A 26,670-nucleotide genomic window follows, 5' to 3' on the forward strand; every position below is an offset into this window, starting at 1 on the left:
AGTATATCACCTACTTTTTTTCTTGTCAACACTTTTTGCTTATCTTTTTTTATTTTTTTTTACTTTGTTACTTCTCCTGTTTTCTTCCGCCTTACTTAGACCTGTTTCATGCCCTATTATCCCCTCCTCTTTCTTGGTCGTTCTTTGAGCTTGTTAAAGGACAGACCGCTTTCCGTTCTGTCCTTATTACTATCTCTATTGGGATGGGGGTTCTTTTTCTAATCTTCACAAGCTTCCTTGAAGAGCTTGATTGAGTAAAGTAGCTAAGTCAACCCATTTTGTTCAGCAACAGCCCTAAACCACTCACCTGATTTTTTAATAGTCTTCATCTGCGTGTGGATATTATTCGAAATAAAGCCATAGCGATTGCGATAAGCATTGGTCCATGACCAGCAATCAATAGGCGTCCAAAGATGATAACCAAAGCAATTAGAACCTTCTTCGATCCCTTTATGAAGGTATTCCAAATGCTCACGGATAAAGTCGATTCGGTAGTCATCTTGAATTTGGCCCACTTCATCTTGGAATCGTTCTTCACGAGAAACCCCCATACCATTTTCAGAGACAAACCATGGGATATTCTTGTAATTATCACGGATGTTGATAGCAATGTCGTACATGGCTTCTGGATAAATCTCCCACCCTTTATCGATATTCATACGACGTCCTGGCATATCATAATGGTCATAATAGCGAGTTGGCAACCACTCACCAACTGAGTTTGGCGCAATATCTGGTGCTTTCACACGATTAGGATGATAGAAATTAACACCGAGAAAATCAACAAGATTATTCTTAAAAACTTCTGCATCTTCAGGAGCAATTTCCCAGATGACCTTATCTCGTATCAAAACATTTTCCAATTCTGCAGGGAAATGACCGTAAATGGCTGGTTCCAAGAACATCTTATTGTTCCATAGCTCAGCAAATCGAGCCGCTTCTTGGTCATCTGGCGCCTCTGAAGCCGAATAGGTTGGGGTGAGGTTTAAAACTGTACCAATGCGCCCTCCCTCCTTGTCCAATCCTAGTTCACGATACTTGGCAATAGCCTTAGCAGAAGCAAGGTTTAGATGATAGGCTACCTGCACAGCCTTTTTCCCGTCTACTAATTTTGGATAGTGGAATTGATAAAGATACTGACCATCCACTACCACCATCGGTTCATTATGGGTTGTCCATTCTTTGACCCGATCTCCAAAATGTTTGAAGGCCTGCTCAGCAAAACCAACATATAAATCAACAACATGACGCGATTCCCAACCACCGTACTTATGATAAAGCTCAACCGGCAAATCAAAGTGATGTAAATTCATAATCGGGCGAATACCATTTTCAATAAAGCAGTCAATGACTTGATTGTAGAAATCAACTGCAGCTTGATTAACTGTGTTGGTCTCCAAATCATCAATTAAGCGTGTCCATTGAATAGAAGTCCGCACACTGTTTAGACCAATCTCTTTCATGAGGGTGATATCTTCTCGAAAACTATTATAAAAATTTGACGCCGTATCAGGACCTACCTGATTATAGAAAGCTTCTGGTTCTACTTCATACCAGTAGTCAAACATATTGGCATGTTTTTTAGCAAAACGCCCCTCACTTTGAGGCCCCGATGTGGCTGCTCCCCACCAAAAATCAGCTGGAAATTGCTTCATCATCTTCTCCTTCTGCACTCAATTTCTGGTGCATCATATCGTTAAATTTCGGTAAATACTCATGTCCAAATTCTGGATAAAAGAGTAGTTCCTTTTCTGTTTGTAATTGGTTATAAACTGCGAATTGGGTCTTGGGATGACAGATACGATCTTCTAAAGCCATACCCCAAAAGACCTTCGCTTTAATCTGTGGAACCAAGTATTGAATGTCAATATAGTCCAAAGTCTTAAATATAGTCTCTTCCATTTCATGCAAGGGATCTCGAAAACGGAAATAATAGGGAAGCTCCTCGTAGGCTGATTGTTCAGCTTGTAGGCCGTAAGCTTCTCTAAATTCACTAAGAAATGGATACTGGACAAAGCAAACTCTGACCTGTGAACAAAGGCTAGCGCAGACCAAAGCTAATGCTCCTCCTTGCGATACACCATAACTGTAAAAGCGCTGGCTATTTACCTCAGTCATAGATGCTACAATGCGTGTTAGCTGATAAATCGCCTGGTAAACCTGCTTATAAAATAGATCTTCTGGCCCATCTTCAACTCCTCTGATCAAATGTCCTTTTAAAGTTCCTCCTGAAGTCTGACTGTAATCTTGAGAGGCTCCTCCCTGACCAGGAACATCCATAGCAACCACTATATACCCCAATGCAACAAAGGCCAGCTTATCCGACCAATCCCCAACATTGGTATGGTAGCCATGGAATTGAAAAAGCACTGGACATTTATCGATAATCACCTTGGGTTTCAACAACTGGCACACAATAGTAGAACCATTAACGGTAGAAAAGATAAGCTCAAAACACTCTGCTATCGGACTAGTAAAAGAAGCTGGTCTCAACTGATAATCAAACCCTAGCTGATCGACTTCTTCCAAAGCTCTAGCCCAAAATACATCGAAATCTGCTGGTTTGCATTGACTACCACGGTAGTCTCCCCAAAACGCTACGGCATCCTTAACTCTCATTCTACACCTCAACTTGCAATCGCTTGAGAATTTCATTTCCAATAAAAGCTGCACCAGCTAAGGTCGGATGAACACCATCATCACCTGTGTAGTATTGAGCTGAATGGAGAATAGCCTGTTCATTGAGAAGACCGTCTAAAGGTATCAACTCCAAATTAAATACCTGAACAAGTCGACGAATGATTTGAATTTTAGGATCCAAATCCACTCGCCAAGTTTGTCGATCTAAGGGATAAGGTAGAACAAAAGGTTCCACGACCAAGATACGTTGTAAACCCGCTGTCTGTAAGCTCGTTAAGAGTTTGCGATATGCTGCTTCAAAGCGGTCTTGCTCAACCTGATTTCCAAACGATTTCTGACCAACATTGTGCCAAACATCATTGAGCCCTACCATGAGGATAAGAGCTGTTGGTTTTAAATCAAGGCAGTCTTTAATACGAGCATTTAGGTCATCAACTTTATCCCCACCAATCCCTTGATTATAAAATTTAAACTGGGCTTGAGGATAATGTGTAGCTAATTGACTAGCAACATGACTCACATAACCATGCCCCAAGCTCGTTACATCGTCCGTATCTCGTCCCCACTCCGTAATAGAATCTCCGAAGAATACGATCACATCATCTTTGTATAACTTCATACATTTTCTCCATATTGATTCACAAAGTGAGATACCGCGCCGAGCAAATTCGCATTGTTTCGATATTGACAAGCCTCCAGACGAAATTGAAGATCCGTTGCACCGGCTTCTAAAATAATCTGCTGCAAGCGACTTCTCACCTCATCTATCAACGCTTCCCGCACAGAAATGCCTCCACCAATAACAACCAGCTCAGGATTTACAGTCATCAAGACATTATAAATTCCGACAGCAAGATACTGGTACATTTCTTCAACTGCTTGCTGAGCATGAGCATGTCCTTGATCTGCCAAAGCAAACAAATCTTTGCCTGAAAAGCTCTCCTCCAATCCTTCTGCTAAGGCGAAACGTTTAGCTACATGAACTGGACTGACCAGATGACTCAAGGTTCTACCATTTTGGAGAATCATGTAACCAAACTCTCCACCAAAGAGATTCTTCCCCTTGAGTAGGGACTTCTCCTGAGCAATCGCCCCACCAACACCAGAACCAATAATAAAGAAGACGGACAATGAACTATCTTTAGCTACTCCGAAGTGCAATTCTGCTAAAGCCGCACAGTTAGCGTCATTCTCAATAGAAACAGGAAGTCCAAATAAATCACTTAATTCCTCCCGAATGGGAAAATGATGAATATAAGAAATCGCACTTTTACCATAAATGATTCCCTGTTTCGTATCCACAGAGCCAGGACTAGAAAACGCCACTCCCGATAACTGATAGGATGAAAACTGCTCCTGCAGGCCTTTCAACTCCTCCTTCAGCTCTTCCCAACTTTCTGGGGTTGGAAATGCAGCTTGATAGGATAATTCTCCCTGATGGTAGAGAGCATATTTTACAGCAGTTCCTCCCATATCACATACTAATAAAGTCATACTGCCTCCTAATCTTGTCGAATCATCATCTCAATACTGAAAGTATCATATCGGTGAGTACTGATCGAATATTCAAAGGTCATACCACTCGAAAGAAATCCAACTTGCTCTACAACGCCAACCGGATCCCCCTTTTCCATTTCTAAGTGTTCAACTTCTGCATCAGAAGCCTTACGAACTGTGATATTGCGATGAGCACTTTGAATTTTCATACCTAAGCCATCTTGAATGTATTCATAGATAGACTCTTCTACATTTTTCAAGGCCAGATCAGGAATCACTGAAATTGGCATAAAAGTATTTTCCATAACGATGGGGTTGCCATCTAAAATACGAACACGTTCAATATCATAAACAAAACTTCCCAATGCAATGTTAAGCTTATTAGCCACCTTTTCTGTAGCTGATATAATTTCAAAACGTAAAACCTTACTCGTTACCGTACGGGTTGGATAGTAGGCTGATGTCCCTATCATCTGGCTACCGACAATCATCTTTTCCATATCTTCAACGGATAGATCCTTGACGAAAGTCCCAGCGCCACGCCGCTTGATAATCAAGCCTTCTGCCACAAGGATATCCAAAGCTTTTTTGACGGTCATCTTGCTGACTTCATATGCCTCGCATAAATCCTTTTCGAAAGGTAGCTGATCATTGGCCTTGTAGGTCCTATCCAAAATCTTTTTTCTAACATCATTTGCAATCACATTGTATTTTTGCATGACGCCTCCTTTTTATGTTATGCTAATTGACAAGTCGAACTAGTTGTGTAGGTTTTCGCTTGATTCGCAAGGTACAACTCTGCAAAGCATTTTATTCTATTATATACCGACTTGACAGCAAATACTTATCTAAACTCGTTTTAGATAAACTAATCTAGATGAGAAATCACCCAGCATTTCTCTCGACCAATATTCCGGTTCATGACCGAGATAATTTTGGCTCAGCAACAGGCCAATACTTTCCAAATCACGACCATACCGCTGACTTTCAGTATTAGCTTCAATTACTTGATAACAATCATCTTCTTTTAAACCACGTAATCTTAAACGTTGATAAGTTGGATTTGGCTGAGCTAAAATCTGATAATAGCCAACCAGCGCTTCTGATTGATCTGGACTAACCACCATCCAAGCGATTCGATTGGTGTCACCGGTTGCCAAGCGGTAAAAATCCCCCTGCATGATCAACTCTTGATAAGCTTTATACTCCTTAATTTGTTGACGTATCTGCTCTTTTTCCTCTTGGGTCAATGCCAACGGGTTTAATTCATATCCAAACACCCCAAAGAAAGCTACGTTCTTTCGCATATCAAGTGATGTTGTACGGGCAACTTGATGATTGGGTACCGCAGAGACATGACTGCCCATACTAGAAAGTGGATAGACCATGGACGTTCCGGCCTGAATAACCAACCTCTCCACTGCATCTGTATCATCACTGGTCCAAATTTGTGGACTATAATAAAGCATACCAGCATCAAACCGCGCTCCTCCACCCGCACAAGATTCGATTAAAATATGCGGATAGGCGTTAGCCAAGCGGTCATATAGAGCATAAACTCCCAAAATATACCGATGTGCTACTTCTCCCTGCTGGACTGGCGACAGTTCAGAAGAGTAGGCTTCTGAGATATAGCGATTCATATCCAACTTTAGATAATCAATTGGCACTTCCTTCAAGATCTTATCCATCTGGTCATAAATGACATCCACAATTTTCGGATTGCCAAAATCTAGAACATATTGATTGCGCCCCTGCGAGATATTCTTCTTAGGATGCCCAATTATCCAATCAGGATGAGCTTGGTAGAGCGGTGTATCATCTGATACCATTTCTGGTTCAAACCAGAGACCAAATTGGAGGCCCATTGCTTTAATATCCCTAACTAGATTGGCTAATCCCCTCGGCAATTTTTCGCAGTTTTCTGTCCAATTTCCCAGAGAACCCTTATCGCTATTTCTACTACCAAACCAGCCATCATCAAGGACAAATAGTTCTACTCCCAATTCCTTAGAAGCACCTGCAATGTCTAAAATCTTTTTCTCATCAAAATCAAAATAGGCGGCTTCCCAACTGTTTAACAAAACTGGACGCGGCACATCTTTCCATGAGCTGCGAATAAGATGCCTACGAAATAGGCTGTGAAATGCCTGAGTCATACCACTAAATCCATGTAAACTAAAAACCGCGACAGCTTCTGGACTGACAAAAGTTTCGCCCGATCTTAGTTGCCATTGAAACTGGAAAGGATTGATGCCCAATTGGATCCGTAAATAGTCATAATTATCTAACTCAATCTGAGCCTGAAAATTACCACTGTAAATTAAACTGAAACCATACACCTTCCCCTGGCTTTCTGTCGTTTGTGGTTGACAAATAGCCAAAAATGGATTGTGAACATGACTGCTCGCTCCCCGTGTGGAAGAAACTTGCTGTACTCCACGATGAATCTTCTCACGCGACAGGTGATTTTCACGCGCCCATGCGCCATCTAAGTGTAGCCAATCATACTGTTCATTTGGAAGATCAATATTCAAACTTGCTAGATGTTTTAAAAGATAGTCTTGTTGCCCCTTATTTTGGAGGAAAGTCTGTCGTGTAATAACTGGTAACTCTTTATAAATGGCATAGCGAAGAGTTAGGTGTAGGTCTGAGTAATCATCTTTAAGAAAAACTTCCAAAACTTGAACTTGGTCTGCTTCACCGAAGGTAGCAGGCAGAGGCTTCACCGCCTCTTTCCCCTTGAAAATCTTATATCCCTGATAACGAAAATGACTAATGGAATCCCCATCTGGATAGGTTACTTCAAGGGCTGGATAACGAAAATCAGTCGTCCCATACACAGGCATTTCCTGCTTGATATGTTCTAAAGAAGTCAATAATTTTTCTGGTACCAGATTATTTCCTGGACGGATCTCCCTTTCTAAAAGCCAATCAAAATTTTCATAATCCGAAATGGTAGAGCCATAGTATAAATTCTCCAAAATTCCTGTTTCTTCCATCACCCGAAAAACATAGGAAACTTGAGTATTTTTCAAATGAAACAATAAATCTTGCTCATGAACGATTATCATCCCTTTCTCCCTTTCTAAGCTGATCCAATTTGGTAAAAACGAAACAATGAATCCCTGGCAAGAAAAACCAAACCAAAAGATGTTGGGTGAGAGCAATAAAAAGCAGAAACACTAAGAGTGTCAATAAAACAGCTACATCATTGAGTCTACAAACGAGTAAACGTACACTAGCTTCCAGACTTTCCTTGAAACTACTACTAGCAACCTTTTGGAAAAATGGCAACCAAATTAGCATGACAAGCCAGAACAAACTACCCACTAAAAATCCTAGCAAGAGCTGGTATGAATAGCTATGTAGCAAGTAAAACCAACTGACTAGGGCTAATAAAAAGGAGAAAGTCATCATAGAAGAAATGAAAAGTTCCGATAATTTACGAGTTTCTGAATGATAATCCACTTCTTTCAAGCTCACATCATAAGGCTGCGAACTCGCATAAAAGGCTAGACAGGTAGCCAAAGCTCCATACCAGCCATAGACGAAACCTCTCTTGATGAGTCCCCACCAAAAATAAGTAGATGCCTTAGCCAAGACAAATATTCCATTTACAGTGGTAATCAAACGTAATTGCTTCTCCATCTTTTCTCCTCCATAAATTATTTCACCGAACCAGAGACCCCGTTATAGATGTATTTTTGAAGGGATAAGAATACGACCAAGATAGGCAAGATAACAATAACAACGCCTGCTAGAATGACTGGCCAGTTGGTGCCGTATGGCCCTTTAAAAGCAAAAAGAGCCGTTGAAATAACCTTCAAATTCCGATCCGGCATGTACAAGAACGGACTATAAAAATCGTTATAAACACCAACTCCACTGATAATCAGCATCGTCACAATTGGAGCTTTCAAATTCGGCAAAATAATACGCCAGAAAATACTGAAATGATTTGCTCCGTCTAAGTAGGCTGACTCATCAAGTGAAATAGGAATTTCATCCAAATATTGCATAAACACATAAACGGAGATGACATCTGTTCCTAAATTAAGCAAAATAACAGCCCAAATGGTATTGAATAAACCAAGGGAATTGATAATCTGAAAGGTAGCTACTTGACTAGTAATGCCTGGAATCAACATGGCAATCATGAAAAGACCAAGAATGACTTTTTTCAATTTAAAATCAAAGCGACTCATCACATAGGCAAACATGGAGGCCAGAGTCAATTTACCAATCATACTCACCACAAAAATAATAAGCGTATTCTTGAAACCAAGGAGCATCTGCCCATTGACGAAAGCTGTCTTGTAGTTTGAGAAATCCCAAGTTTTAGGCAAAGCCAATACATTACTGCTAAGAAACTCATTGTTTGATTTAAACGAACCGATAAAAACAACTAAAATAGGCAAGAGTGCAACTACGGCTCCTAGAACGAGAATAAGATATTGGACAACCTTGCCAATTGTAATGTTCTCTTTTCCCATCGTTTATTTCCTTTCCTGTGTAGCATATCGTTGAACTAAGGTCACCACTATCACAATCACCAAAAGAATAATCGCCATAGCAGAGGCCAAGCCGACCTTATTATACTTAAAGGCAGTATCAATCGTTTGAATAACGAAAGTAGTTGTACCATTTGAACCACCTGTCATGATATATGGAATATCAAACACACTGAGTGAACCGCTCACACCAAGAATAATATTCAAAAAGATGATCTTTCGGATACTTGGAAAAATAATATAAATGAACTGATTCCAACGATTGGCACCATCAATTTCTGCTGCTTCATAGATTTCTGGATTAATGGATTGAATAGCACCTAAGAAAACAAGGAAGTTAAAGCCTGTATAGCGCCACACAGATGTAAAGGCTAGAGAGATATTATTAATCTCACGATTTCCCAACCAAAGCTGAATTTGATCTCCCAAGCCCAGCATCTCTAAAACAGTATCCAAAGTTCCTCCACCCTTGTAAAAATACAAGAAGATGAAACCAATTGCAACACCATTTAGCAAGTATGGAAAGAAGAGAACACCTTTCCAAAAATTAGCAAATTTGACTTTGAAAGATAAGATGGTTGCAAACAAAAGCGCAATTCCTAACTGAAAGAAGGTTGCAATGAAATAATACAAACTGGTCTTAAATACCGTGAAGTAAGTGGGTTTTGTTAAAATAGTCTTATAATTATCCAAACCAACAAAATTCGAATGAGGAGAGTACCCATTCCAATCAGTCAAACTATATTGAAACATTTTCACCAACGGATAATAAGAAAACGTCAACAACAATAGCACTGGAATTATTGTAAATGCGACAATTAATAGACGCTTTTCAGCCGCTTGACTCATTTTCATCTTATGCATAAATCCTCCTAAATAACTAGTGGACCAGCTAAAGAAGTCCAACCAGCCCACTACTATTCCTAGTTGCCAGCAACTGCTTTCATTGCATCGGCCCAACGAGTATTGAAATCTTTCATAATAGCTTCGTAAGTTTCAGAAGAGTTTCCTACCGCGGCATCAATGAGACGTTGTTTTTCAAGATCAGTGGTACCAATCCCCAATTCAGATTGGTTGTTAATGTCGCTAAAGAGCGATTCTTTTCCTTCTGGAGCTGGGTTTTCCTCAAAGAGTTCTACACCAGCTGCTTTACTAGCTTGTAATGCTTCTGGATATTCTGCTCCTTTAACCGTTGAAAGACCACCATTATCTTTTGCATAGTCAGATTCATTTACCATCCAGTCAACAAACTTACGAGCCGCTTCTTTGTGTTCTGAGTTAATACTGATACCATAGTTGTAGTCTCCACCAACCGGCATGTACTGTTTACCGTCAGGGGCTGTCATTGGAAAGGCTTGGAAAGTAATGTTAGAAGCATTGTCTGGATTAGCTTGTTGAATCTGTGGAACAGCCCAGCTCCCCAAAACCATCACAGCAATCTTGCCATTAGCCAGATCAACTTTTGATTGTTCCCAATCAGTTGTGGTTGGATCTGCTTCAATCAATCCTTCTTTAGCTACATCGTAGAGAAGTTTGTAAATCGTTCCCATTGTATCTTCTTTATCAAATGGAGAAGTATCAGAAGTCATTTTGTTAGTGAAATCTACATCACCAGCAGCACCTGCACGAGTGAAATCCCAATTCGAAAGTGTCCAGCCAGCTGCGTAGTTGGTATAAAGAGGGACAACATCTTTATTTTTTTCTTTGATTGTTTTCAAAGCTGCAAGGAATGTTTCTGGTGTCTTAGGAAACTCCTTGATGCCTGCGTCTTTAAAAACTTTCATATTGACAACCATCCCAGTTGCATTCATTTGACTCGGAATACCATAAGACACTCCTTCAAAGGAACGATCGTTTAATCCGAGATAAGTTTTTTCAAGCTCCGCTTTATCTCCCATTGGTTCAAAAAAGGTTGCGTAATCCTGTGGTTGGATATCACCAGGGATCATCAAGACATCTCCATATTCTTTAGAGTTCATACGTGTCTTCATCTGACCAGCGTAATCTGTAATGGTCTGAATTTCGACTGTAATATCAGGATATTTTTCATTGAACTTAGCAATGTACTCATCCCATTTACCATTTCCCTCCCAGTCTGTCTTGTGGTTAATAAAGGTGATCGTTTCTTTTCCACCTTCACTTTGGTTACTTCCCCCTCCACCAGCACAGCCTGCCAAAACAAGTGCAGCCATAGCTGCAGTTATACCAAATTTAAACAATGCTTTTTTCATCAGTTTATCCTCCATTATTTTCTCTGCATTTGTTTGCGCTTTCATTTTAACACAAGATTTTTTAAAAGTCTATACTTTTTATTTAAAAATATATATTTTTGAATCATTGCCTATCTACAAAAGTAAAAAATAAGCACCCTCTAACAAGAGTGCTCAAAAATAAAACAAATCACGAGGATCAAGAATAGTACATTTGCGTTCCGTAGCGCCCCATAACAAGGTAATAAAATCTTGTGTGACTCTAGAACCTTTTTTACAACCCTATAACTTCTGTAGTGGGTAACTCCCAACAGAGATCATGGCATTTTTTTGAATCCACAAAATAAGAGATAGGGCAACCAGTACCTCTATCTCTTATTTGTTCTATAAAGATGACAATTTTGCAATGATTTCATCTGCCGGCTTATGCTTTGCGATAATTTGCAAGTTCTGCATCATTTCCCCAGACGAAGTGGCCTGGACGCAACTCTGCCATATATGGTTTTGATGTGCTATAATCATGCTGGTCTGGATCGTACACGACCAATTCCTTATCACGCTCTAATAAAGGATCAGGAATAGGCACCGCAGACAACAAGGAACGGGTATAAGGATGGATCGGATTTCTGAAGAGTTCTTCGGTTTCAGCTACTTCAACAATCACACCTTTATAGATAACGGCAATACGATCAGAAATAAAGCGAACGACAGAGAGATCATGAGCAATAAAGAGGTAGGTCAATCCCAGCTCAGCCTGTAATTTTTTCAGAAGATTCAAGACCTGAGCACGAACAGAAACGTCTAAAGCTGAAATTGGCTCGTCCGCAATAACCAACTCAGGTTCCATAATCAGGGCTCGAGCGATACCAATACGCTGACGTTGCCCACCTGAAAACTCATGTGGATAACGAGTCAAGTGCTCTTCTAGAAGACCGACTTGGTTAATCATGTCTTTAACTTTATTTCGACGGTCTTCTTCATTATCGTATAATTTGAAATTGTGAAGCCCTTCCGAAATAATATAATCAACCGTTGCACGGTCGTTCAAGCTGGCCGCAGGGTCTTGGAAAATCATTTGGATTTTCCGAATCACATCTTTGCGCTGCTCATTGGAAAGCTTACCATTGATTTTTTGACCATCATAGATGATTTCTCCAGCACTAGTATCATTAAGACCAATGATAGCTCGACCGATCGTTGTCTTTCCAGAACCTGATTCACCAACAAGAGAAAATGTTTCTCCCTTGTTAATGAAAAAATTAGCATTTTTAACTGCTACAAATTTCTTTTTTCCTTCACCGAAGGAAATTTCTAAATCTTTAATTTCAACTAATTTTTCAGTCATTTCCTTCCCCCTATTTTTGCGCAAGCATTTTTTGCTTGATTTTTTCGTGAAGATCTTGAATAGCTTCTGGTTTATCTACGACTGGTGCATCTGGGTGCAAAAGCCATGTTTTAGCCCAGTGCGTGTCTGATACACTAAATGCTGGCGGATGTTCTTCAAAGTCAATTTTCATAGCGTAATCCGAACGAAGGGCAAAGGCATCCCCTTTGAGCGGTGTATACAGAGATGGCGGTGTCCCAGGGATTGAGAAAAGACTCCCTGATTCATCTGCTAATTGTGGAAGACTGGATAATAAACTCCAAGTATATGGGTGACGAGGGTCGTAGAAGATCTCCTCAACAGTGCCATATTCTATGACTTCACCTGCGTACATAACAGCAACTTTATCTGCAATGGCCGCTACAACGCCCAAATCATGAGTAATGAAAATCGTTGTAAAGTGATACTCTTTTTGAAGCGATTTTAACAAATCAATAATCTGCGCTTGGATAGTCACATCAAGAGCAGTTGTCGGCTCATCACAGATGAGAATATCTGGACGACAAGCTAAGGCAATCGCGATAACAATACGTTGACGCATTCCACCTGAATACTGAAATGGGTATTCATTGAAACGCTTTGAAGCTTCTGGAATCCCGACCTTCTCCATATAGTCAACTGCCATCTCTTTGGCTTCTTCTTTGGTCTTGCCTTGGTGCTTGACAATCACTTCAACAATTTGCTTACCAATTGTAACGATCGGATTTAAACTTGTCATCGGATCTTGGAAAATCGTAGCAATTTTACTACCACGGATACTTTCCCATTCTTTATCACTCGTCACATCTGTCAGCTCGCGACCACGATAAGTGATCGAGCCACTGGCAACGCGACCGTTTGTCTCTAGCATACCTGTAAAGGCACGTGTTAAAACAGATTTCCCAGAACCTGACTCACCTACAAGCGCAAGGACTTCTCCTTCAATCATATCAATCGAAACATTGCGGATCGCCGTCAGAACGCGGTCACGAACATCAAATTCCACGACCACATCTTTGGCGCTTAAAATAACATTATTTGAATTCATAAGGCCTCCTTATCTATGGGTACGTGGATCGCTGGCATCTGCAAGGTTTTGACCAACGATGAAAAGTGACAACGAAACCAAAACAAGAACCGTCAATGGAATCCAGAACAGATAGGCATTGGTGGTAACGTTTTGGGAATACTTAGAAATCAAGCGCCCCAAACTTGGAACGGTTACTGGCAATCCAAGACCGAAGTAAGATAGGAAGGCTTCGGTTGAGATGTAGCCTGGCAACATCTGTGAAACGGAAGTCACGATAACTGAGACCAATTGCGGTAGTAAGTTCTTGCTAATAATCTTATGCGTTGGAGTTCCCAGTGTTTGACTGGCTAAGTTATACTCCAAGTCACGGTAACGCAAGATCTGCACACGGATACTGTAGGCTGTCCCCATCCAACCTGTCAAGGTCATGGCAAAAATCAAATTCCAAAAACCAGAGCCGATGGCGTAGGTCATGACAATGATGATAAGCAGATAAGGTACGTTTGAAATGACATTATACACTTCCATCATCACTCGGTCAAAGGATTTAGATACACCCCAAATACCACCAACAATAACACCCAAGGTCATATTAATAAACGTGGAAATGATGGAAATCAAGATGGAGTTACGCGCACCAAACCACACCGCATCAAAAAGGGAGTGTGCATTGGCATCCGTACCAAACCAAAATTTTGCATTCGGCCAATTGTATCGCGCTGAGAAATTATTGATGTTGCTGACATCATTAAAGTCATAATCAGAAAAGATCGGATATAAGAAACTCATGCCGACAATAACAATCAGCAAACCGAGCATGAAAATCGTCGATTTTTTCCTGAAAAACTGACGAAACACAGAACTCCAGTAAGAGTAACTCGGTGTATCAATTGTCTCAGAGGCAAGGTCGTCTCGTTTGACAAATTCAAATTTACTTTTATCAATTTGTGACATTACTTACCTCCTTTCTTAGTCGTCAATTTAATACGTGGGTCAATAACGGTCATGAGAATATCACCTGCCATGACAGCAAAGATGGATAAACTACTAAAGATAAATGTCAGACCAACAACCATAGAACTGTTAGATGCCTTAACAGAGTCAATCATCATCTTACCCATACCAGGAAAGGCAAATAGCGATTCTGTCAAGGTTGCTCCAACAATAACACTAACAATAGCACCAGGCACACCTGCTACAATTGGTACCATAGCATTTTTAAAGATATGCTTGTATGAAATTTCTTTTTCTGATAAACCTTTTGCACGCGCAAAACGGACATAGTCACTAGATTGTTGGTCAATCAAGTAACGACGTGCCCAAACCGCTAGACCTGGTGTTTGCAAAATACCAAGAATGAGCGCTGGCAAGACATAGGATCTTGGATCAGAGGCTCCTAAAATAGGAAAAGCATTTGGCAATCCAAAGAAGGACGAACCAATAGTCCGAACGATATAAGCTGTCGCAACCGATGGCATAGCCATCAAGAATGTCAGTACACCAGTCGAGATGCTATCAAAACGCAGCCCTTTATAACGAGCCATCAACACCGCGAGCGGCAAGCCTAGAAGATAACCGATTGCAACACCGACAATCCCAATAATAGACGAGTTGACAATCATCGATGGGTCTGCGTAGTTGGTCTTGGTCGCTGTATAGGCATCTCCCTTACCAAAGTTGGCAATTGTCTGAGAGTCTGCTTTTTCTGGCGAGCGGTATGTCCGTGTATAGATATCCACTGAGCTAGATTTGGTAGAACCTGAAGGGAAGGTTACTTCAGTCATCGCTTTCTTACCTTGCCCTTGGGTAATAACCTGCAATACTGGCAGGTTTTGATAAGTCGGGTAAGATGTTCCTAGATCCATTGTGATGAAATTCTGATGAATGAACGGGAACTTGGAGTTGAAGTATAGAAGATATTTGTGTTTAGTACCTGAACCAACAACAGACCAGCCTACAGAAGGATCGTTTTCAATAGAAAGACCACGCTTCAAATCTGGGTTGCTAGCATCCTTGACTTTCCAAGGATGGTCAATGACAAATAAATTACCGTAAAACTCAAACACGCGCTGGTAAACAGGAACATCGCGCGTTGCATAAAATTGCTTAGAGTCCTGAAATTGGTGCAGTGTCCATCCATTGCCAAGTTGCTTGATATACTCTTCGTAGATAGCCTTGTTTTCGCTTGTGCCTTCAACTGTGACAGAAGCGTCAAACTCACTGGCTTTCGCGCGCAGCTCCCTCGAATTATAGTAATCAATATAGCCCATACGCTCGAAGATGGTGTTTTCATAGTCCGCCTTCATGTCTGGGGTTTTGGTCATTTTTGTGTAGTTTGTGTCATTCTTGAAAATCTGTCTTCTTGGTACCAGCGTATAGACGATGGTATAGATCAGGGTTGTCACCAAGAAGATAGACACCAAGGAACGCAAAATACGATTAAAAATGTATTTCTTCATTTTCCTAGTCCCTCCAAATTCCAAAAGAACTCTCTCTAGTCGTAGAGAAAGTTCTCCTGAAACAAGTTTTAATATGTTATTCTACGTGGTCAGCCAGCGCTTCCTGAGCTTTTTTGTTAGACTCTGCTTTCTCGTCCAACCACTTTTGACGTGCTGCTTCGTAGTCTTTAGCCACGACAGATTCTGCTTGCAACTCTAAACCTTTGTAAGTCAGTGGATAATGCTTGTTCCCAACTGTGCCATAAGCATCTGTAAATGGCACTATCTTACGGAGTGATGGTGTCGCACCACCAGAGTTATAAGGAATGATAATAGAAGCATCTACTAACCAAGCTTGTGCTTTAGCATAGTTGGTGTAGCGCGCTGTGATATCTGCTGTCTCGCTTGAAGCCTTGGCAAGAAGGTCGTTATAAGTGTTAAGTCCAACTGTCTTAGCAGCTGCACTGTCTGAACCTCCATCAACACCGATAACATACGAATGAGATCCCTTAATAGAGCTGTCAAAGATATCCAGATATGTTGATGGGTCTTCAAAGTCAGGACCCCAACCAGTGGAAATCGAAATATCATAGTTCAACTGGCTTGCATTTTCTGCAAAATAAGAAGCAGCATTGTAAGCATCTTCATCTAGCATCTGCAAGTCAATTGTAACGTTATCCTTGCCTAGCGTAGACTCGATAGAATCTTTGAACGATTGAGCTGATGCCACTAATACTTCGTTAGATTGTAAGGTCGGAACATCCAAATGAATCGGGAAGGTGACACCTTCAGCTGTAAGAGCTTCTTTTGCTTTCGCAAACTCTGCCTTTGCCTTTTCAACATTGTAAAGACCATCTTTACCGTCATCTAATTGAACATCCGCCCATTCAGAACCGTAGCTGACTAATTCTTTTTCGACAACATCACCAAAGTTTGTCCCATCAACAGAGACAAAGGTAGATGGCACAAGTGAAGTACGAACCTTCGCTTCAGCACCGTCTTTACCAACACTTTGGGCGTTGAAGGATACACGGTCAAAAGCAAAAGTTACCGCTTGTCGGAAGTCTTTGTTTAAGATAGCCGCCTTGGTATCTGATTTTTGCTCTTCTGTTTTAGAGGTATTGGCATAATTTTGACGATCTAGGTTAAAGAGACCATAGAAAGTCGTAGAATCTTGTTGACTGAAAACGATGTTATCGCCATATTTTTCCTTCACATCAGAATAGATAGATGAGTTAGGGAAAACACGTGCCATTGTATAAGCACCTTCATCAAACCCTTTGTAAAGGGAGTCAGAGTCCGAACCATCATAGTAAGTCAACTTCACTTCGTTGATTTTAACATTTTCTGCATCCCAATAGTTTTCATTTTTCGTATACTCGATTGAAGACTTCGGTGTCATCGCAGAAATAAGGTATGGTCCATTATAAAGAAGCGTTGACGGATCAGTCGCTGTTCCAAACTTATCGCCTTGAGCTGTCAAGAACTCTTGGTTAACCGGGAAGAGGATGTTCATGGTCGTCTTAGAATTCCAGAATGGCTCTGCTTGGTTCAAGGTGTATTGAACCGTATGATCATCGACAGCTTTCACACCCACTGTTGAAAAGTCCGTTGTCTCTCCCTTAACGTAAGCATCTAACCCTTTGATCGAATTTTGAACAATGTAAAGGGCGCTTGCTTCATTTTCAGCAGCATACTTGAGACCAGCCACAAAGTCTTGAGCGGTCACATCTGCATACTCTTCCCCATCAACTGTATACCACTTCGCATCTTTACGAAGAGTGTAAGTGTAGGTCAAGCCATCTTTAGATACTTTCCAGTCTTCCGCAAGAGATGGTACCAAGTTACCGTATTTGTCGTTTTCAAGCAAACCATCGACCAAGTTTGAAGTGATTTCGGATGTTGACGTTTTATTTGTTAAAAGGTAGTTAAGAGACTCTGGGTCAGTAGTATACACGTAAGAATAAGTTGAGTTTTCGGAACTTCCGCCACTAGACTTCCCACCGCACGCTGCCAAAGCACCTGCTGCTAGCAGAGAGATCCCTGCTAAAGCTATCATTTTTCTTTTTTGCATAATAATCTCCTTTGTTTGGTTAGCATTTTCTAAAAAACACCAATCGATAGGTAAAATTATATCAAAATACAGCTAAAAAGTAAATACAAAGCTTATAAATTTTCTGAATGTTTAGCATTTGTCTGACACTTCAAAAGATCTCAGCCCTGTCTTGGGCTACGAAACGATAGGCTTTTTAGCGTAGGGAAGCATTTTTGAGGAGCTATTAGTCAGGTATAACTGAAAAAGTTGTGACTTTTTATTGTGGTTCAATTCGTCTGCTTTTGAGCTCCTTTGGGTGTGAGATTTGTTGACATCTGCATTTATCTTCACAAGAAAAACCTCCGATTTTCAATCATCGGAAGTTTTCTTTCGGTAGGATTATTTGACGTGATCTGCCAGTGCTTTTTCAGCTTCAGCATTTGATTTGGCTTTTTCTTCTTTCCAAGTTTCGTAAGCCTTATCATACTGCTCAACCGTCACAGTCTCGTCTTGCAGTTTCAAATATTTGAAAAACCTATCGTCTTTCGCACCAACTGCTGCATAAGAAACAGAGAATGGAACTGTCTTACGAACACCTGGAGTTGCATAGTTCGACACATAAGGGATAACCACTGACTCGTCCACTAACCAAGCCTGTGCTTTCGCATAGGTTGTGTAGCGTTTTTCCAAGTCAGTTTCTTTTGACGCTTCTGCAAGGAGGGCATTGTAATCATCAAAACCAACCTTCTTAGCAACTTCGCTGTTGGTGCCACCATTAATACCAATGGTATAAGTCATGGTCCCTTCCTTAGAGGTGTCAAAGATGTCAAGGTAGGTCGATGGGTCTTGGAAATCAGGCGCCCAACCAGATGCGATAGACATATCGTAATCGGTTTGGTCTGCGTTATTAGCGTAGTAAGTTGCAGCAAGGTAAGCATCTTCATCTAACATTTGAAGATCGATTTGGACATTTTCTGATCCCAAAGCATCCTCGATTGATTTCTTAAGGGACTGAGCTTGTTGTACACGGACAGTGTTTGCTTGATCAATTGGGACATCCAGTTTGATTGGGAATTTAACCCCTTCTTTTTCGAGGGCTTCTTTGGCCTTGGCAAATTCAGCTTTAGCTTTTTCGACATTGTAGATACCATCTTGCGCATCATCAAGTTGGACATTTTCCCACTCAGAGCCGTAAGACACGATTTGTTCCTCTACAAGGCTGGCAAAATCTTTTTCGCCCACAGTCACAAAGTCTGCTGGTACTACCATATTACGGATACCTTTTTCAGCTCCGTCTTCACCAACACTCTGAGCATTGAAGGTCTTGCGGTCAAAGGCAAAGGAAATTGCTTGGCGGAAGTCCTTGTTTTGAAGAGCTGCTTTCGTAGATGCCTTCTCCTCATCAGTCGTCTTAGATGTGTGGTCATACTTAGTACGTCCCATGTTCATCATCGCATAGTAAGTTGCTGAACCAGGCTGACTGTATACAATATTATCTTTATACTGCTCTTTAACACTTGAATAGCTTGACGTGTTTGGATAGACACGCGCCATTGTGTAGTTTCCATCTGTAAAGTTTTTAATAAAGTTTTCCGGATTTGACCCATCATCATATGTCAACTTGATGTTCTCAATACTAACCTTGTCAGCATCCCAATAGTTTTCATTTTTCGTAAATTCAACAGAGGATTTGGCTGTAATAGCTGAAAGGAGGTAGGCACCATTGTAAAGGAGGGTTGATGGATCTGTTGGTATCCCAAACTTGTCGCCTTGGCTCTTCAAAAACTCTTCATTAACCGGGAAGAGAATCCCCATGGTTGTCTTAGAATTCCAAAATGGCTCTGGAGCATTCAGAGTGTACTCAACGGTGTGATCATCAATCGCTTTCACACCAACTGTCGAGAAATCACTTGTCTCGCCTTTAATATAGGCATCCAAGCCCTTGATAGAATTTTGAATGATGTAAAGCGCTGAAGAATTCTTATCTGCTGCGTATTTAACACCTGCCACAAAGTCGTGAGCTGTTACATCTGCGTATTCTTCACCATCAGAAGTGAACCACTTCGCATCTTTGCGGAGTTTGTAAGTGTAAGTCAAACCATCCTTAGAGACAGTCCAGTCTTCAGCTATAGATGGGACAAAGTTCCCGTACTGGTCGTTTTCCAAAAGACCGTCAACCAAGTTCGTCACGATCTCAGAAGTGGTTGAATGATTATCAACCAAGTAATCCAAGGTTTCTGGGTCTGTTCCGTAAACGTAAGAATACGTGTCATTATTTGTATCACCAGATGATGACTTAGATGATCCCCCGCCACATGCAGCAAGAGCACCTACCGTCAAAAGTGTGACCCCAGCTAGAGCAAGCCATTTTTTCGTTTTCATAATGGGTAATCTCCTTTTTCTATTTCGAATTTTCTTAAAAAATTCTTAAGTATGTTAGCTATTATATCATCAATTATTTAGTTTGTAAACAATTTTCTGACTTTTTTTTATTTTAAAAAATGTTTTTTTAAACAGCTTTTTATACAAACTATTCATCGATTGACGCTTGCTTTTTGTGGTATAATAGCCTAAGAGGTACTCTTAATGAAAAACTGTCGTATACTGCTAATGCTTTGCTTCTTAGCAAATGCCCTGCTGTCCCCAATAAGCGTTTTTGCTACGGAAACAACTACCGAAGTCACCAGCACTGAGACTGATCAAGAGAATAACGATAAGTCTCAGCGATTTTCTGTTGCTGCCAATCATGCGATCGCCATTGAGGCCAACACGGGAAAAATTTTATATGAAAAAAACAGTGACGAGGTCACTGGTACTGCATCGACTTCGAAACTGTTAACCGCCTATCTCATTTATGATGCTGTTGCTAAGGGCGAAGCTAGTTGGGAAGATGTGGTGAATGTTTCAAACTACGCCTATTCTCTGTCTCTAAACACAGAAGTCGCTAATGTTCCCTTGGATGCTAGAGCTTACACACTGCAAGAACTCTTCACTGCTATGATGGTTAATTCAGCCAACGGAGCGACTGTTGCTCTGGCTGAGCATATCAGTGGCACTGAACCTCGATTTGTAGATGCCATGTCAAAAAAAGTCACAGAATGGGGGATTAAGGATGCTAAATTGGTCAATGCGACCGGCCTTAGCAATCACTATCTGGGAGACCATCGCTACCCTGATTCTACTGAAACCGATGAAAACTTGATGTCTGCAAAGTCCCTTGCTATCATCACCCAGCGGTTGCTTTTAGATTATCCAGAGGTTAGTGAACTAACGTCACTTGTCACCGCGCCTTTTTCTTACACGACGATTTCCAACTGGAACTTACTGCTTCCTGGAGCGACCTACTCCCGTCCTAAGGTTGATGGGCTCATGACTGGAACCTCTGAAAAATCTGGCTCCTCCTTGGTAGCTTCAGGAACAGAAAACTACATGCGAGTGGTGACAGTGGTCTTAGGCGCTCACAATGGCACAGAAGACTCTAATGCCCGCTTTTTAGCAACTCACGCCTTGTTTGATCATATCAGAGAGCATTACTATTTTAAGACAATGATCCGAAAGGGAGATACTTACAATAAGAATCAGTCTTCTATTTCTAATGGGAAAAAACCAGCGGTCACTGCTGTTGCTAAGGAAGACTTTCTTGTTGTCCAAGAGGTTGGTGCAGAAAATGAGAGCTTCAACTACAGCCCTATCGAGGAAACATTAGAAGCCCCTGTCAAAGAAGGAACGACCGTTGGGCACCTGACGTTTGATGATGATGGCTATTTGAAGGCGCCACCCCAACTAGAGATGGTCGCCAAAGACTCCATAGAGCGAGCAAGCTTTTACAAGGTTTGGTGGAATAACTTTGTCAACTGGGTCAATGAAGAACTCTAGTAGAAACTCATAGACCTGAATATATATCAAGAGCGCTATAACTTAGGCTCAGAAAAAGACATGCTAGGTGACACTCTGATTTTGAGATCACCTTATTCCATATCATAAAAACACGATCCCTCAGAATCGTGTTTTTTAACTTTGTGACCAAATCAAGACATTTTCCTAAAGAATAAAGGAATGCTCTCTTACTCTTGATGGAATCAAGTATATTTTGTCTCTAAGCTTAAAGAACCTTGTAGCGCCAGAAATTTTTGGACCAGAAATAGGTTAAAACAACTGCGATGACAAGAAGGAGGAAAATCCCAGCTGCTAGAAGGAGATTGACCGTTACAGACGCTGCGCTAAGAACAATAACACCAAAGATGATAACAGCTGCGAAAACTACGAAAGATACCAAAAGAACAATCGTCTTAGCGACATTTCCCATACCACGATTGGCCAACTGGGTCACGTTCTGCCAATTAAGCCCCAAAAGCCTAAAATCTCTTGTGAAATAGAACATTTCCATACAGTAGGCAGTCATAAGCCAACCAAGTACAGCCCCTAAAAACATGTAGATCGGCAGTTGTAACCAAATGGTCACTCCAAGTATCACAAGAAGGGGTAAGGCAGCATCCACTAGAAAGGCAAACCAAAATTTGAACTCTAGGTATTTTTTCATGTTAAGTGGCAGGGTTTTAAAGAAATTGAAATTCTCCCGATCCAGAGAAATGACAACACTAGCCAAGCCGCCAGCAGACATGAGAGCATAGGCTGCACCAAAAAGAAGCGCTATGGATAAATACCCTATGTTGTAATCCACTGATAAAAGTTTATCTCGTACTCCTATCAAAGTCGGAATTGTCATAAAGGCCACCAGCAAAGAGCCCATGATAACAAATGTAAATAAAAGCGTTGGATCTGCAATTAAGCCCATATGATATTGCCAGAGTTGTTGGCGCAAGGTGCGCTGGCCTTTAGAAGCTTTGGTCGTCTTAGGTGCTTTGCGCACAGACACTGCTGATGTAGTCGCAAGAGCGGCTTCGTAGAAATTAGGAAGGACTTGCTTTTTAACAACCCACAAAAGACCTAAGATCAGAACCAACCAGATTGCCAAGTGGACTAGGACATTGACACTCAGTGGATTTTGAGCTACGCCATAGAAGAGCCAGAATGGATAGAATCCTCCACCTGTCTCACGCAACTCTCCTAAGGAAAAATCCATAGAAGTACTTTGCAGACTGATGATGGCAAAAACTGTCCCAATCATTGAAACAGCCATAATCGCTCCTGAAGCGATTTTTTTGTGCTGACGAAAGACATTGGTCTTGGTCATGAAATGAACCGCAACAACTGTCAACAGTGCCATGGCTGTAAACAGCAAAGCAAAGGACAAAAGAGTAACTGGGACACTCCACCACCAGGCATTCCCAAAACGGAAATGAAGCAAGCCTAGGTAAAGCAGAATCGGAAGCAGAAAAGTGAGGCTAGCAATGACAACAACCACGCCTTTTCCTAGAAATACCTCTAGCTCTGACACAGGCAAACTGCGATAAGACTGGAGGTCCTTACTCTCATAAAAGACATTGTACATGCTCAAAAAGGCTTGGAACATAGCCATGAGTGTAAAGATGGCGATAAACTGTGTGTAGAGGCCCGGAAGTTTTTCAAATGGAATCCCGAAACTGTAGGAGCCGAAAAGACCAATGTATAGAATACCTGCAAATAGGTATTGATTGAGAATCTTACGGGTGATGTTAAGTTTTTTAGTTGGTTTATCAGCCTGCTTTCTCCGGTATTTGTCCATCTGCGCAGCCTGCATAGAATAAATCAGATTGAGCTGAGCCAGCTTACGAATCATACTAAACCTCATGGCCAACCTCCTCCACCGCTACCTGAGTACCACTTTCTGCTTCACGACCAGCCATACCAAGATAAATAGACTCAAGCGGCTTATCTGGATGAAGAGCCTTGAGTTCAGCAATGGTCCCGAAGTAGATGAGCTCTCCTTTTTTGAGAATAGCAATGCGGTCACAGATTTGTTCGGCAACTTCTAAAACATGAGTCGAAAAGATAACGGTATTGCCCTCATCAGCATGCTTACGCATGAGCTCTTTGAGGTCAAAAGCTGCCTGAGGATCAAGACCCGTCATCGGCTCATCTAAGACCCAAATATCAGGATTTGGTAAAAGCGCTCCAATCAAGAAGACTTTTTGCCGCATCCCATGTGAGAATGACTCAATGGTCTGGTAACGATTTTCTGTCAGATCAAAAAGGGACATAAGGCGTGACAGCTGGCTTTCTTTTTGCTCTTGAGTTAATTCGTAGGCACTGGCAATCAAGTCCCAAAACTCATCAGCTGACATCCTCAAAAAAAGATCTGGAGAATCCGCCACATAACCAATACGCTTTTTGATGGACAAGCGACTGTCAGCCAAGTCAGCACCATCGACTAGAATCGTTCCTGACGTCGGATTGATGACACTGACCAAAGACTTGATCGTTGTCGATTTTCCGGCACCGTTGTGACCAATGAGACCAACGATCTCACCTGATTCAATAGCTAGATTCAGTTGGTTAAGTGCTGTTTTGTCACCGTAGACTTTTGTGACCTCTTTAAATTCGATCATGCGAAACCTCCCTTAATTTGACCATCCCTCTCGAAAAGGAATTTTTATTCTTGTATTAATTGATAGTTTACTCCTTTTTCTTTGCTTTGTCAATATGTACTAGTTAAGTTGTACAGATCTTTAAAGCAAAAATGGGCTGAAACCATTAAACAAAATTGAAAAGGTGAAGCAGGAGCAAAGCTAGCATGCCTTTCAATACCCTAAACTGAACAATATAGTCAATTGAATCAAGAGCGGTACAACTGTATTTCAGAAAAGTATGCTAGGTGCTGCTCTGATTTTGAGACAACTTTGACCTAATCTTGTTTCAATCAACCATATTAGTCAAGTTGCTATACCTAAAAATATTCAAAATAAAAAAACCACAAGTGAATGTCAACTCCCCAATATTTTTAGGGTTGATTTCACTTATGGTCTTTAAACTCAGCTACTGAGTACATATCTAGTCTTCATTGCTTAGTCAACACAATGGTTTCATTAAAGTCATCTTCGTCGATGTCTTTGATAGTGAGTTGGTTGCCCTCTAGTAGGTAGCGCTCTGCATCATCACCAATAATGATGCGTTGGTTAGCTGGGTCAAGTGTGACATTTTTAATTTCTTGCTCACCGTCTGGCTCAACCTGTGTCCATGTACCAGAAGTTCCTGTGATGACAAGAGTGACTTCGTCTTCTTCATCACGTCCTTTATAAGTACCATCTAACTCGCCAGTCGTTTGACCAGTAGCATTTGAAGCAGAGGTTGATGATGAGGCAGCCGTACTGCTGGATGATGTGGTAGACGACTGAGAGGTAGAGGTTTCAGGCGCAACTTGGTTTTGTGTGTTTGAACAAGCTACTAAAAATAAGGCAAATATCATTGTAGCAGGTAATAAGATCGATTTTGAAATTTTCATTTTCATAAGGTATTCTTTCCCCTTTCCAAATGATTAGGTTTTATTTTACCAAATATCGAAGCTATAAGCGTGGGTTTTGCTTTTGCAACATTTAAGACATATCTATCTTTTCCATGCGGACCATTCAGCAACTGCTGTAAAAAGGACATCCGTTGATGAATTTAGGGCTGTTTCGCAGGAATCTTGAATAACACCAACGATAAAGCCGACACCAACGACTTGCATGGCAATGTCATTTGGAATGCCAAAGAGACTGCAAGCTACCGGAATAAGTAGGAGGGAGCCGCCAGCAACACCCGAAGCACCACAGGCAGATAGAGCTGCTACAATGCTCAAAATGAAAGCCGATGCAAAATCAACTGTGATGCCAAGTGTTGACACCGCAGCCATCGTTAGCACTGTAATAGTGATGGCCGCACCAGCCATATTGATGGTTGCGCCAAGAGGAATTGAAACGGTATAGGTATCCTTATCCAGACCTAATTTTTCACAAAGGCGCATATTAACAGGAATATTGGCCGCAGACGAACGCGTAAAGAAGGCTGTTACACCACTCTCTCGTAAACATTGGAAAACCAAGGGATAGGGATTGGCTCGCATAACGATAAAAGCAATGAGAGGGTTAACGACAAGCGCTACAACAGCCATACAACCCACTAAGATTAATAGCAAAACGCCATAATCTGCCACAATCCCAATACCGTTTGAAGCAATGGTCTGAAAAACCAAGCCCAGGATTCCAAATGGCGCTAAATTGATGATGCCCTTAACAACCTTTGAAGTGACTTCTGCCATGGTATTGAGCAAGTGCTTGGTTTCTGGGCTAACAGTCCGCATAGCAAAACCAAAGATAACCGCCCAAGAGAGCACTCCGATGTAGTTTCCAGTGGCCACAGCGTTAATGGGATTATCAACAATTTTCAGCAGCAGTCCTTGAAACACCTCAGCCACTCCTTGTGGTGGGGCAATATCCGTCACACCACCACTTTCAGGTAAAATCAGGATGACTGGAAAGAAGTAATGCGATACAACCGCTACTAGAGCTGCCGCAAAGGTACCGACCAAATAAAGAACAATGACCGTGCGCATATTGGTCTTTTGACCTTGACGTGTCTGCGATAAAGCGTTCGCTACCAAGGCAAAAACTAACAGCGGCGCAATAGCTTTTAGCCCACCAACAAATAACTCTCCCAAAAGTCCTATCGCTGATAACTGAGGAAGCACAAGTCCTAACAGGGTACCAAACAGCACTCCTACAACAATACGTCTAATCAAACTCATACGATTCCAAATACTAAATGCTTTTTTCATGACAATTCCTTTGCTAGCTTTAATAAAACAAGATTGTTCTATCATAACGTAAACTGTCCTTTTTTTCAAGGATATTATGCTAATATTCTTAAAACATGTATTTTTCTGACGATTTGGTAACAGAAGAGATAGTCTGCCCTTTCTGTACATTTGGTGGAATCGGAAGAATCGTTAGCAAAACAAGATAATTGAGTTTCAAAAAAATAGCAATAGTGTAAAATGTCTTTCTTGACATCTTTACTCCTCTATCA

The 26,670-nt window shown here is 41.2% G+C and carries 22 protein-coding genes; 1 reads left to right on the forward strand and 21 read right to left on the reverse strand.

Translation table 11 applies throughout. The features are described 5' to 3' along the window. Positions 1 to 263 precede the first annotated feature (263 nt). From A3I5_RS0105405 to A3I5_RS0105480, 16 genes are all read right to left on the reverse strand, one after another. Positions 264 to 1,655 (reverse strand): glycoside hydrolase family 1 protein, encoded by a 1,392-nt coding sequence (locus A3I5_RS0105405; RefSeq protein WP_018373604.1) that lies wholly within the window; start codon positions 1,653 to 1,655, stop codon positions 264 to 266. Then, positions 1,636 to 2,619: an acetylxylan esterase gene (locus A3I5_RS0105410; RefSeq protein WP_018373605.1), complete on the reverse strand. Its 984-nt coding sequence runs from the start codon at positions 2,617 to 2,619 to the stop codon at positions 1,636 to 1,638. The genes A3I5_RS0105405 and A3I5_RS0105410 overlap by 20 nt, the downstream gene beginning before the upstream one ends. Position 2,620: 1 nt before the next feature. Beyond that, the gene (locus A3I5_RS0105415; protein WP_018373606.1) at positions 2,621 to 3,259 is read right to left on the reverse strand and encodes an SGNH/GDSL hydrolase family protein; all 639 of its coding nucleotides are present in this window, start codon (positions 3,257 to 3,259) and stop codon (positions 2,621 to 2,623) included. Continuing rightward, complete coding sequence (locus tag A3I5_RS0105420; RefSeq protein ID WP_018373607.1) at positions 3,256 to 4,134, reverse strand: ROK family protein; 879 nt, start codon at positions 4,132 to 4,134, stop codon at positions 3,256 to 3,258. The genes A3I5_RS0105415 and A3I5_RS0105420 overlap by 4 nt, the downstream gene beginning before the upstream one ends. Before the next feature lie 8 nt (positions 4,135 to 4,142). After that, positions 4,143 to 4,856, reverse strand: coding sequence for a GntR family transcriptional regulator (locus tag A3I5_RS0105425; protein ID WP_018373608.1), 714 nt, complete (start codon positions 4,854 to 4,856; stop codon positions 4,143 to 4,145). A gap of 129 nt (positions 4,857 to 4,985) precedes the next feature. Continuing rightward, positions 4,986 to 7,211: an alpha-galactosidase gene (locus A3I5_RS0105430; protein WP_018373609.1), complete on the reverse strand. Its 2,226-nt coding sequence runs from the start codon at positions 7,209 to 7,211 to the stop codon at positions 4,986 to 4,988. Next, positions 7,195 to 7,788 (reverse strand): hypothetical protein, encoded by a 594-nt coding sequence (locus tag A3I5_RS0105435; protein WP_018373610.1) that lies wholly within the window; start codon positions 7,786 to 7,788, stop codon positions 7,195 to 7,197. The genes A3I5_RS0105430 and A3I5_RS0105435 overlap by 17 nt, the downstream gene beginning before the upstream one ends. 17 nt (positions 7,789 to 7,805) lie before the next feature. Then, positions 7,806 to 8,633, reverse strand: coding sequence for a carbohydrate ABC transporter permease (locus A3I5_RS0105440; protein ID WP_018373611.1), 828 nt, complete (start codon positions 8,631 to 8,633; stop codon positions 7,806 to 7,808). A 3-nt stretch (positions 8,634 to 8,636) separates the two neighbouring features. Further along, entirely contained in the window at positions 8,637 to 9,515 is an 879-nt protein-coding gene (locus A3I5_RS0105445) for a carbohydrate ABC transporter permease (RefSeq protein WP_018373612.1), read from the reverse strand. Positions 9,516 to 9,574: 59 nt separating this feature from the next. Next, the gene (locus A3I5_RS0105450; RefSeq protein ID WP_018373613.1) at positions 9,575 to 10,882 is read right to left on the reverse strand and encodes an ABC transporter substrate-binding protein; all 1,308 of its coding nucleotides are present in this window, start codon (positions 10,880 to 10,882) and stop codon (positions 9,575 to 9,577) included. Positions 10,883 to 11,285: 403 nt separating this feature from the next. Continuing rightward, positions 11,286 to 12,206 (reverse strand): ATP-binding cassette domain-containing protein, encoded by a 921-nt coding sequence (locus A3I5_RS0105455; protein WP_018373614.1) that lies wholly within the window; start codon positions 12,204 to 12,206, stop codon positions 11,286 to 11,288. A 10-nt stretch (positions 12,207 to 12,216) separates the two neighbouring features. Continuing rightward, positions 12,217 to 13,272 carry an ABC transporter ATP-binding protein gene (locus A3I5_RS0105460; protein ID WP_018373615.1) on the reverse strand — a complete coding sequence of 352 codons (1,056 nt, stop codon included), beginning with the start codon at positions 13,270 to 13,272 and terminating at the stop codon, positions 12,217 to 12,219. 9 nt (positions 13,273 to 13,281) lie between these two features. Further along, positions 13,282 to 14,208, reverse strand: a complete 927-nt coding sequence (gene oppC, locus A3I5_RS0105465; protein ID WP_018373616.1) for an oligopeptide ABC transporter permease OppC — start codon at positions 14,206 to 14,208, stop codon at positions 13,282 to 13,284. After that, complete coding sequence (locus A3I5_RS0105470) at positions 14,208 to 15,713, reverse strand: ABC transporter permease (protein ID WP_018373617.1); 1,506 nt, start codon at positions 15,711 to 15,713, stop codon at positions 14,208 to 14,210. The genes oppC and A3I5_RS0105470 overlap by 1 nt, the downstream gene beginning before the upstream one ends. Positions 15,714 to 15,789: 76 nt before the next feature. After that, complete coding sequence (locus A3I5_RS0105475) at positions 15,790 to 17,766, reverse strand: peptide ABC transporter substrate-binding protein (protein WP_018373618.1); 1,977 nt, start codon at positions 17,764 to 17,766, stop codon at positions 15,790 to 15,792. A 360-nt stretch (positions 17,767 to 18,126) separates the two neighbouring features. Next, positions 18,127 to 20,109 carry a peptide ABC transporter substrate-binding protein gene (locus A3I5_RS0105480; protein WP_018373619.1) on the reverse strand — a complete coding sequence of 661 codons (1,983 nt, stop codon included), beginning with the start codon at positions 20,107 to 20,109 and terminating at the stop codon, positions 18,127 to 18,129. A gap of 204 nt (positions 20,110 to 20,313) precedes the next feature. On the opposite strand from A3I5_RS0105480, the gene A3I5_RS0105485 reads away from it, so the two are divergent. Beyond that, positions 20,314 to 21,603 carry a serine hydrolase gene (locus A3I5_RS0105485; protein WP_026216944.1) on the forward strand — a complete coding sequence of 430 codons (1,290 nt, stop codon included), beginning with the start codon at positions 20,314 to 20,316 and terminating at the stop codon, positions 21,601 to 21,603. Positions 21,604 to 21,829: 226 nt separating this feature from the next. Here A3I5_RS0105485 and A3I5_RS0105490 read toward each other — a convergent pair whose 3' ends face one another. The 5 genes from A3I5_RS0105490 to A3I5_RS12600 form a co-directional block, all read right to left on the reverse strand. Beyond that, a complete protein-coding gene (locus A3I5_RS0105490) occupies positions 21,830 to 23,458 on the reverse strand; it encodes a hypothetical protein (RefSeq protein ID WP_018373621.1) in 1,629 nt (542 codons plus the stop codon). Continuing rightward, a complete protein-coding gene (locus tag A3I5_RS0105495) occupies positions 23,448 to 24,215 on the reverse strand; it encodes an ABC transporter ATP-binding protein (protein ID WP_018373622.1) in 768 nt (255 codons plus the stop codon). The genes A3I5_RS0105490 and A3I5_RS0105495 overlap by 11 nt, the downstream gene beginning before the upstream one ends. A gap of 449 nt (positions 24,216 to 24,664) precedes the next feature. Then, a complete protein-coding gene (locus A3I5_RS0105500) occupies positions 24,665 to 25,114 on the reverse strand; it encodes an SP_0198 family lipoprotein (RefSeq protein ID WP_018373623.1) in 450 nt (149 codons plus the stop codon). Between the two features lie 96 nt (positions 25,115 to 25,210). Further along, the gene (gene sstT, locus A3I5_RS0105505; RefSeq protein WP_018373624.1) at positions 25,211 to 26,419 is read right to left on the reverse strand and encodes a serine/threonine transporter SstT; all 1,209 of its coding nucleotides are present in this window, start codon (positions 26,417 to 26,419) and stop codon (positions 25,211 to 25,213) included. 88 nt (positions 26,420 to 26,507) lie between these two features. Further along, the gene (locus A3I5_RS12600) at positions 26,508 to 26,654 is read right to left on the reverse strand and encodes a hypothetical protein (protein WP_018373625.1); all 147 of its coding nucleotides are present in this window, start codon (positions 26,652 to 26,654) and stop codon (positions 26,508 to 26,510) included. Positions 26,655 to 26,670: the final 16 nt, after the last annotated feature.

The sequence above is a fragment of the Streptococcus merionis DSM 19192 genome, assembly GCF_000380085.1.
Classification (GTDB): domain Bacteria; phylum Bacillota; class Bacilli; order Lactobacillales; family Streptococcaceae; genus Streptococcus; species Streptococcus merionis.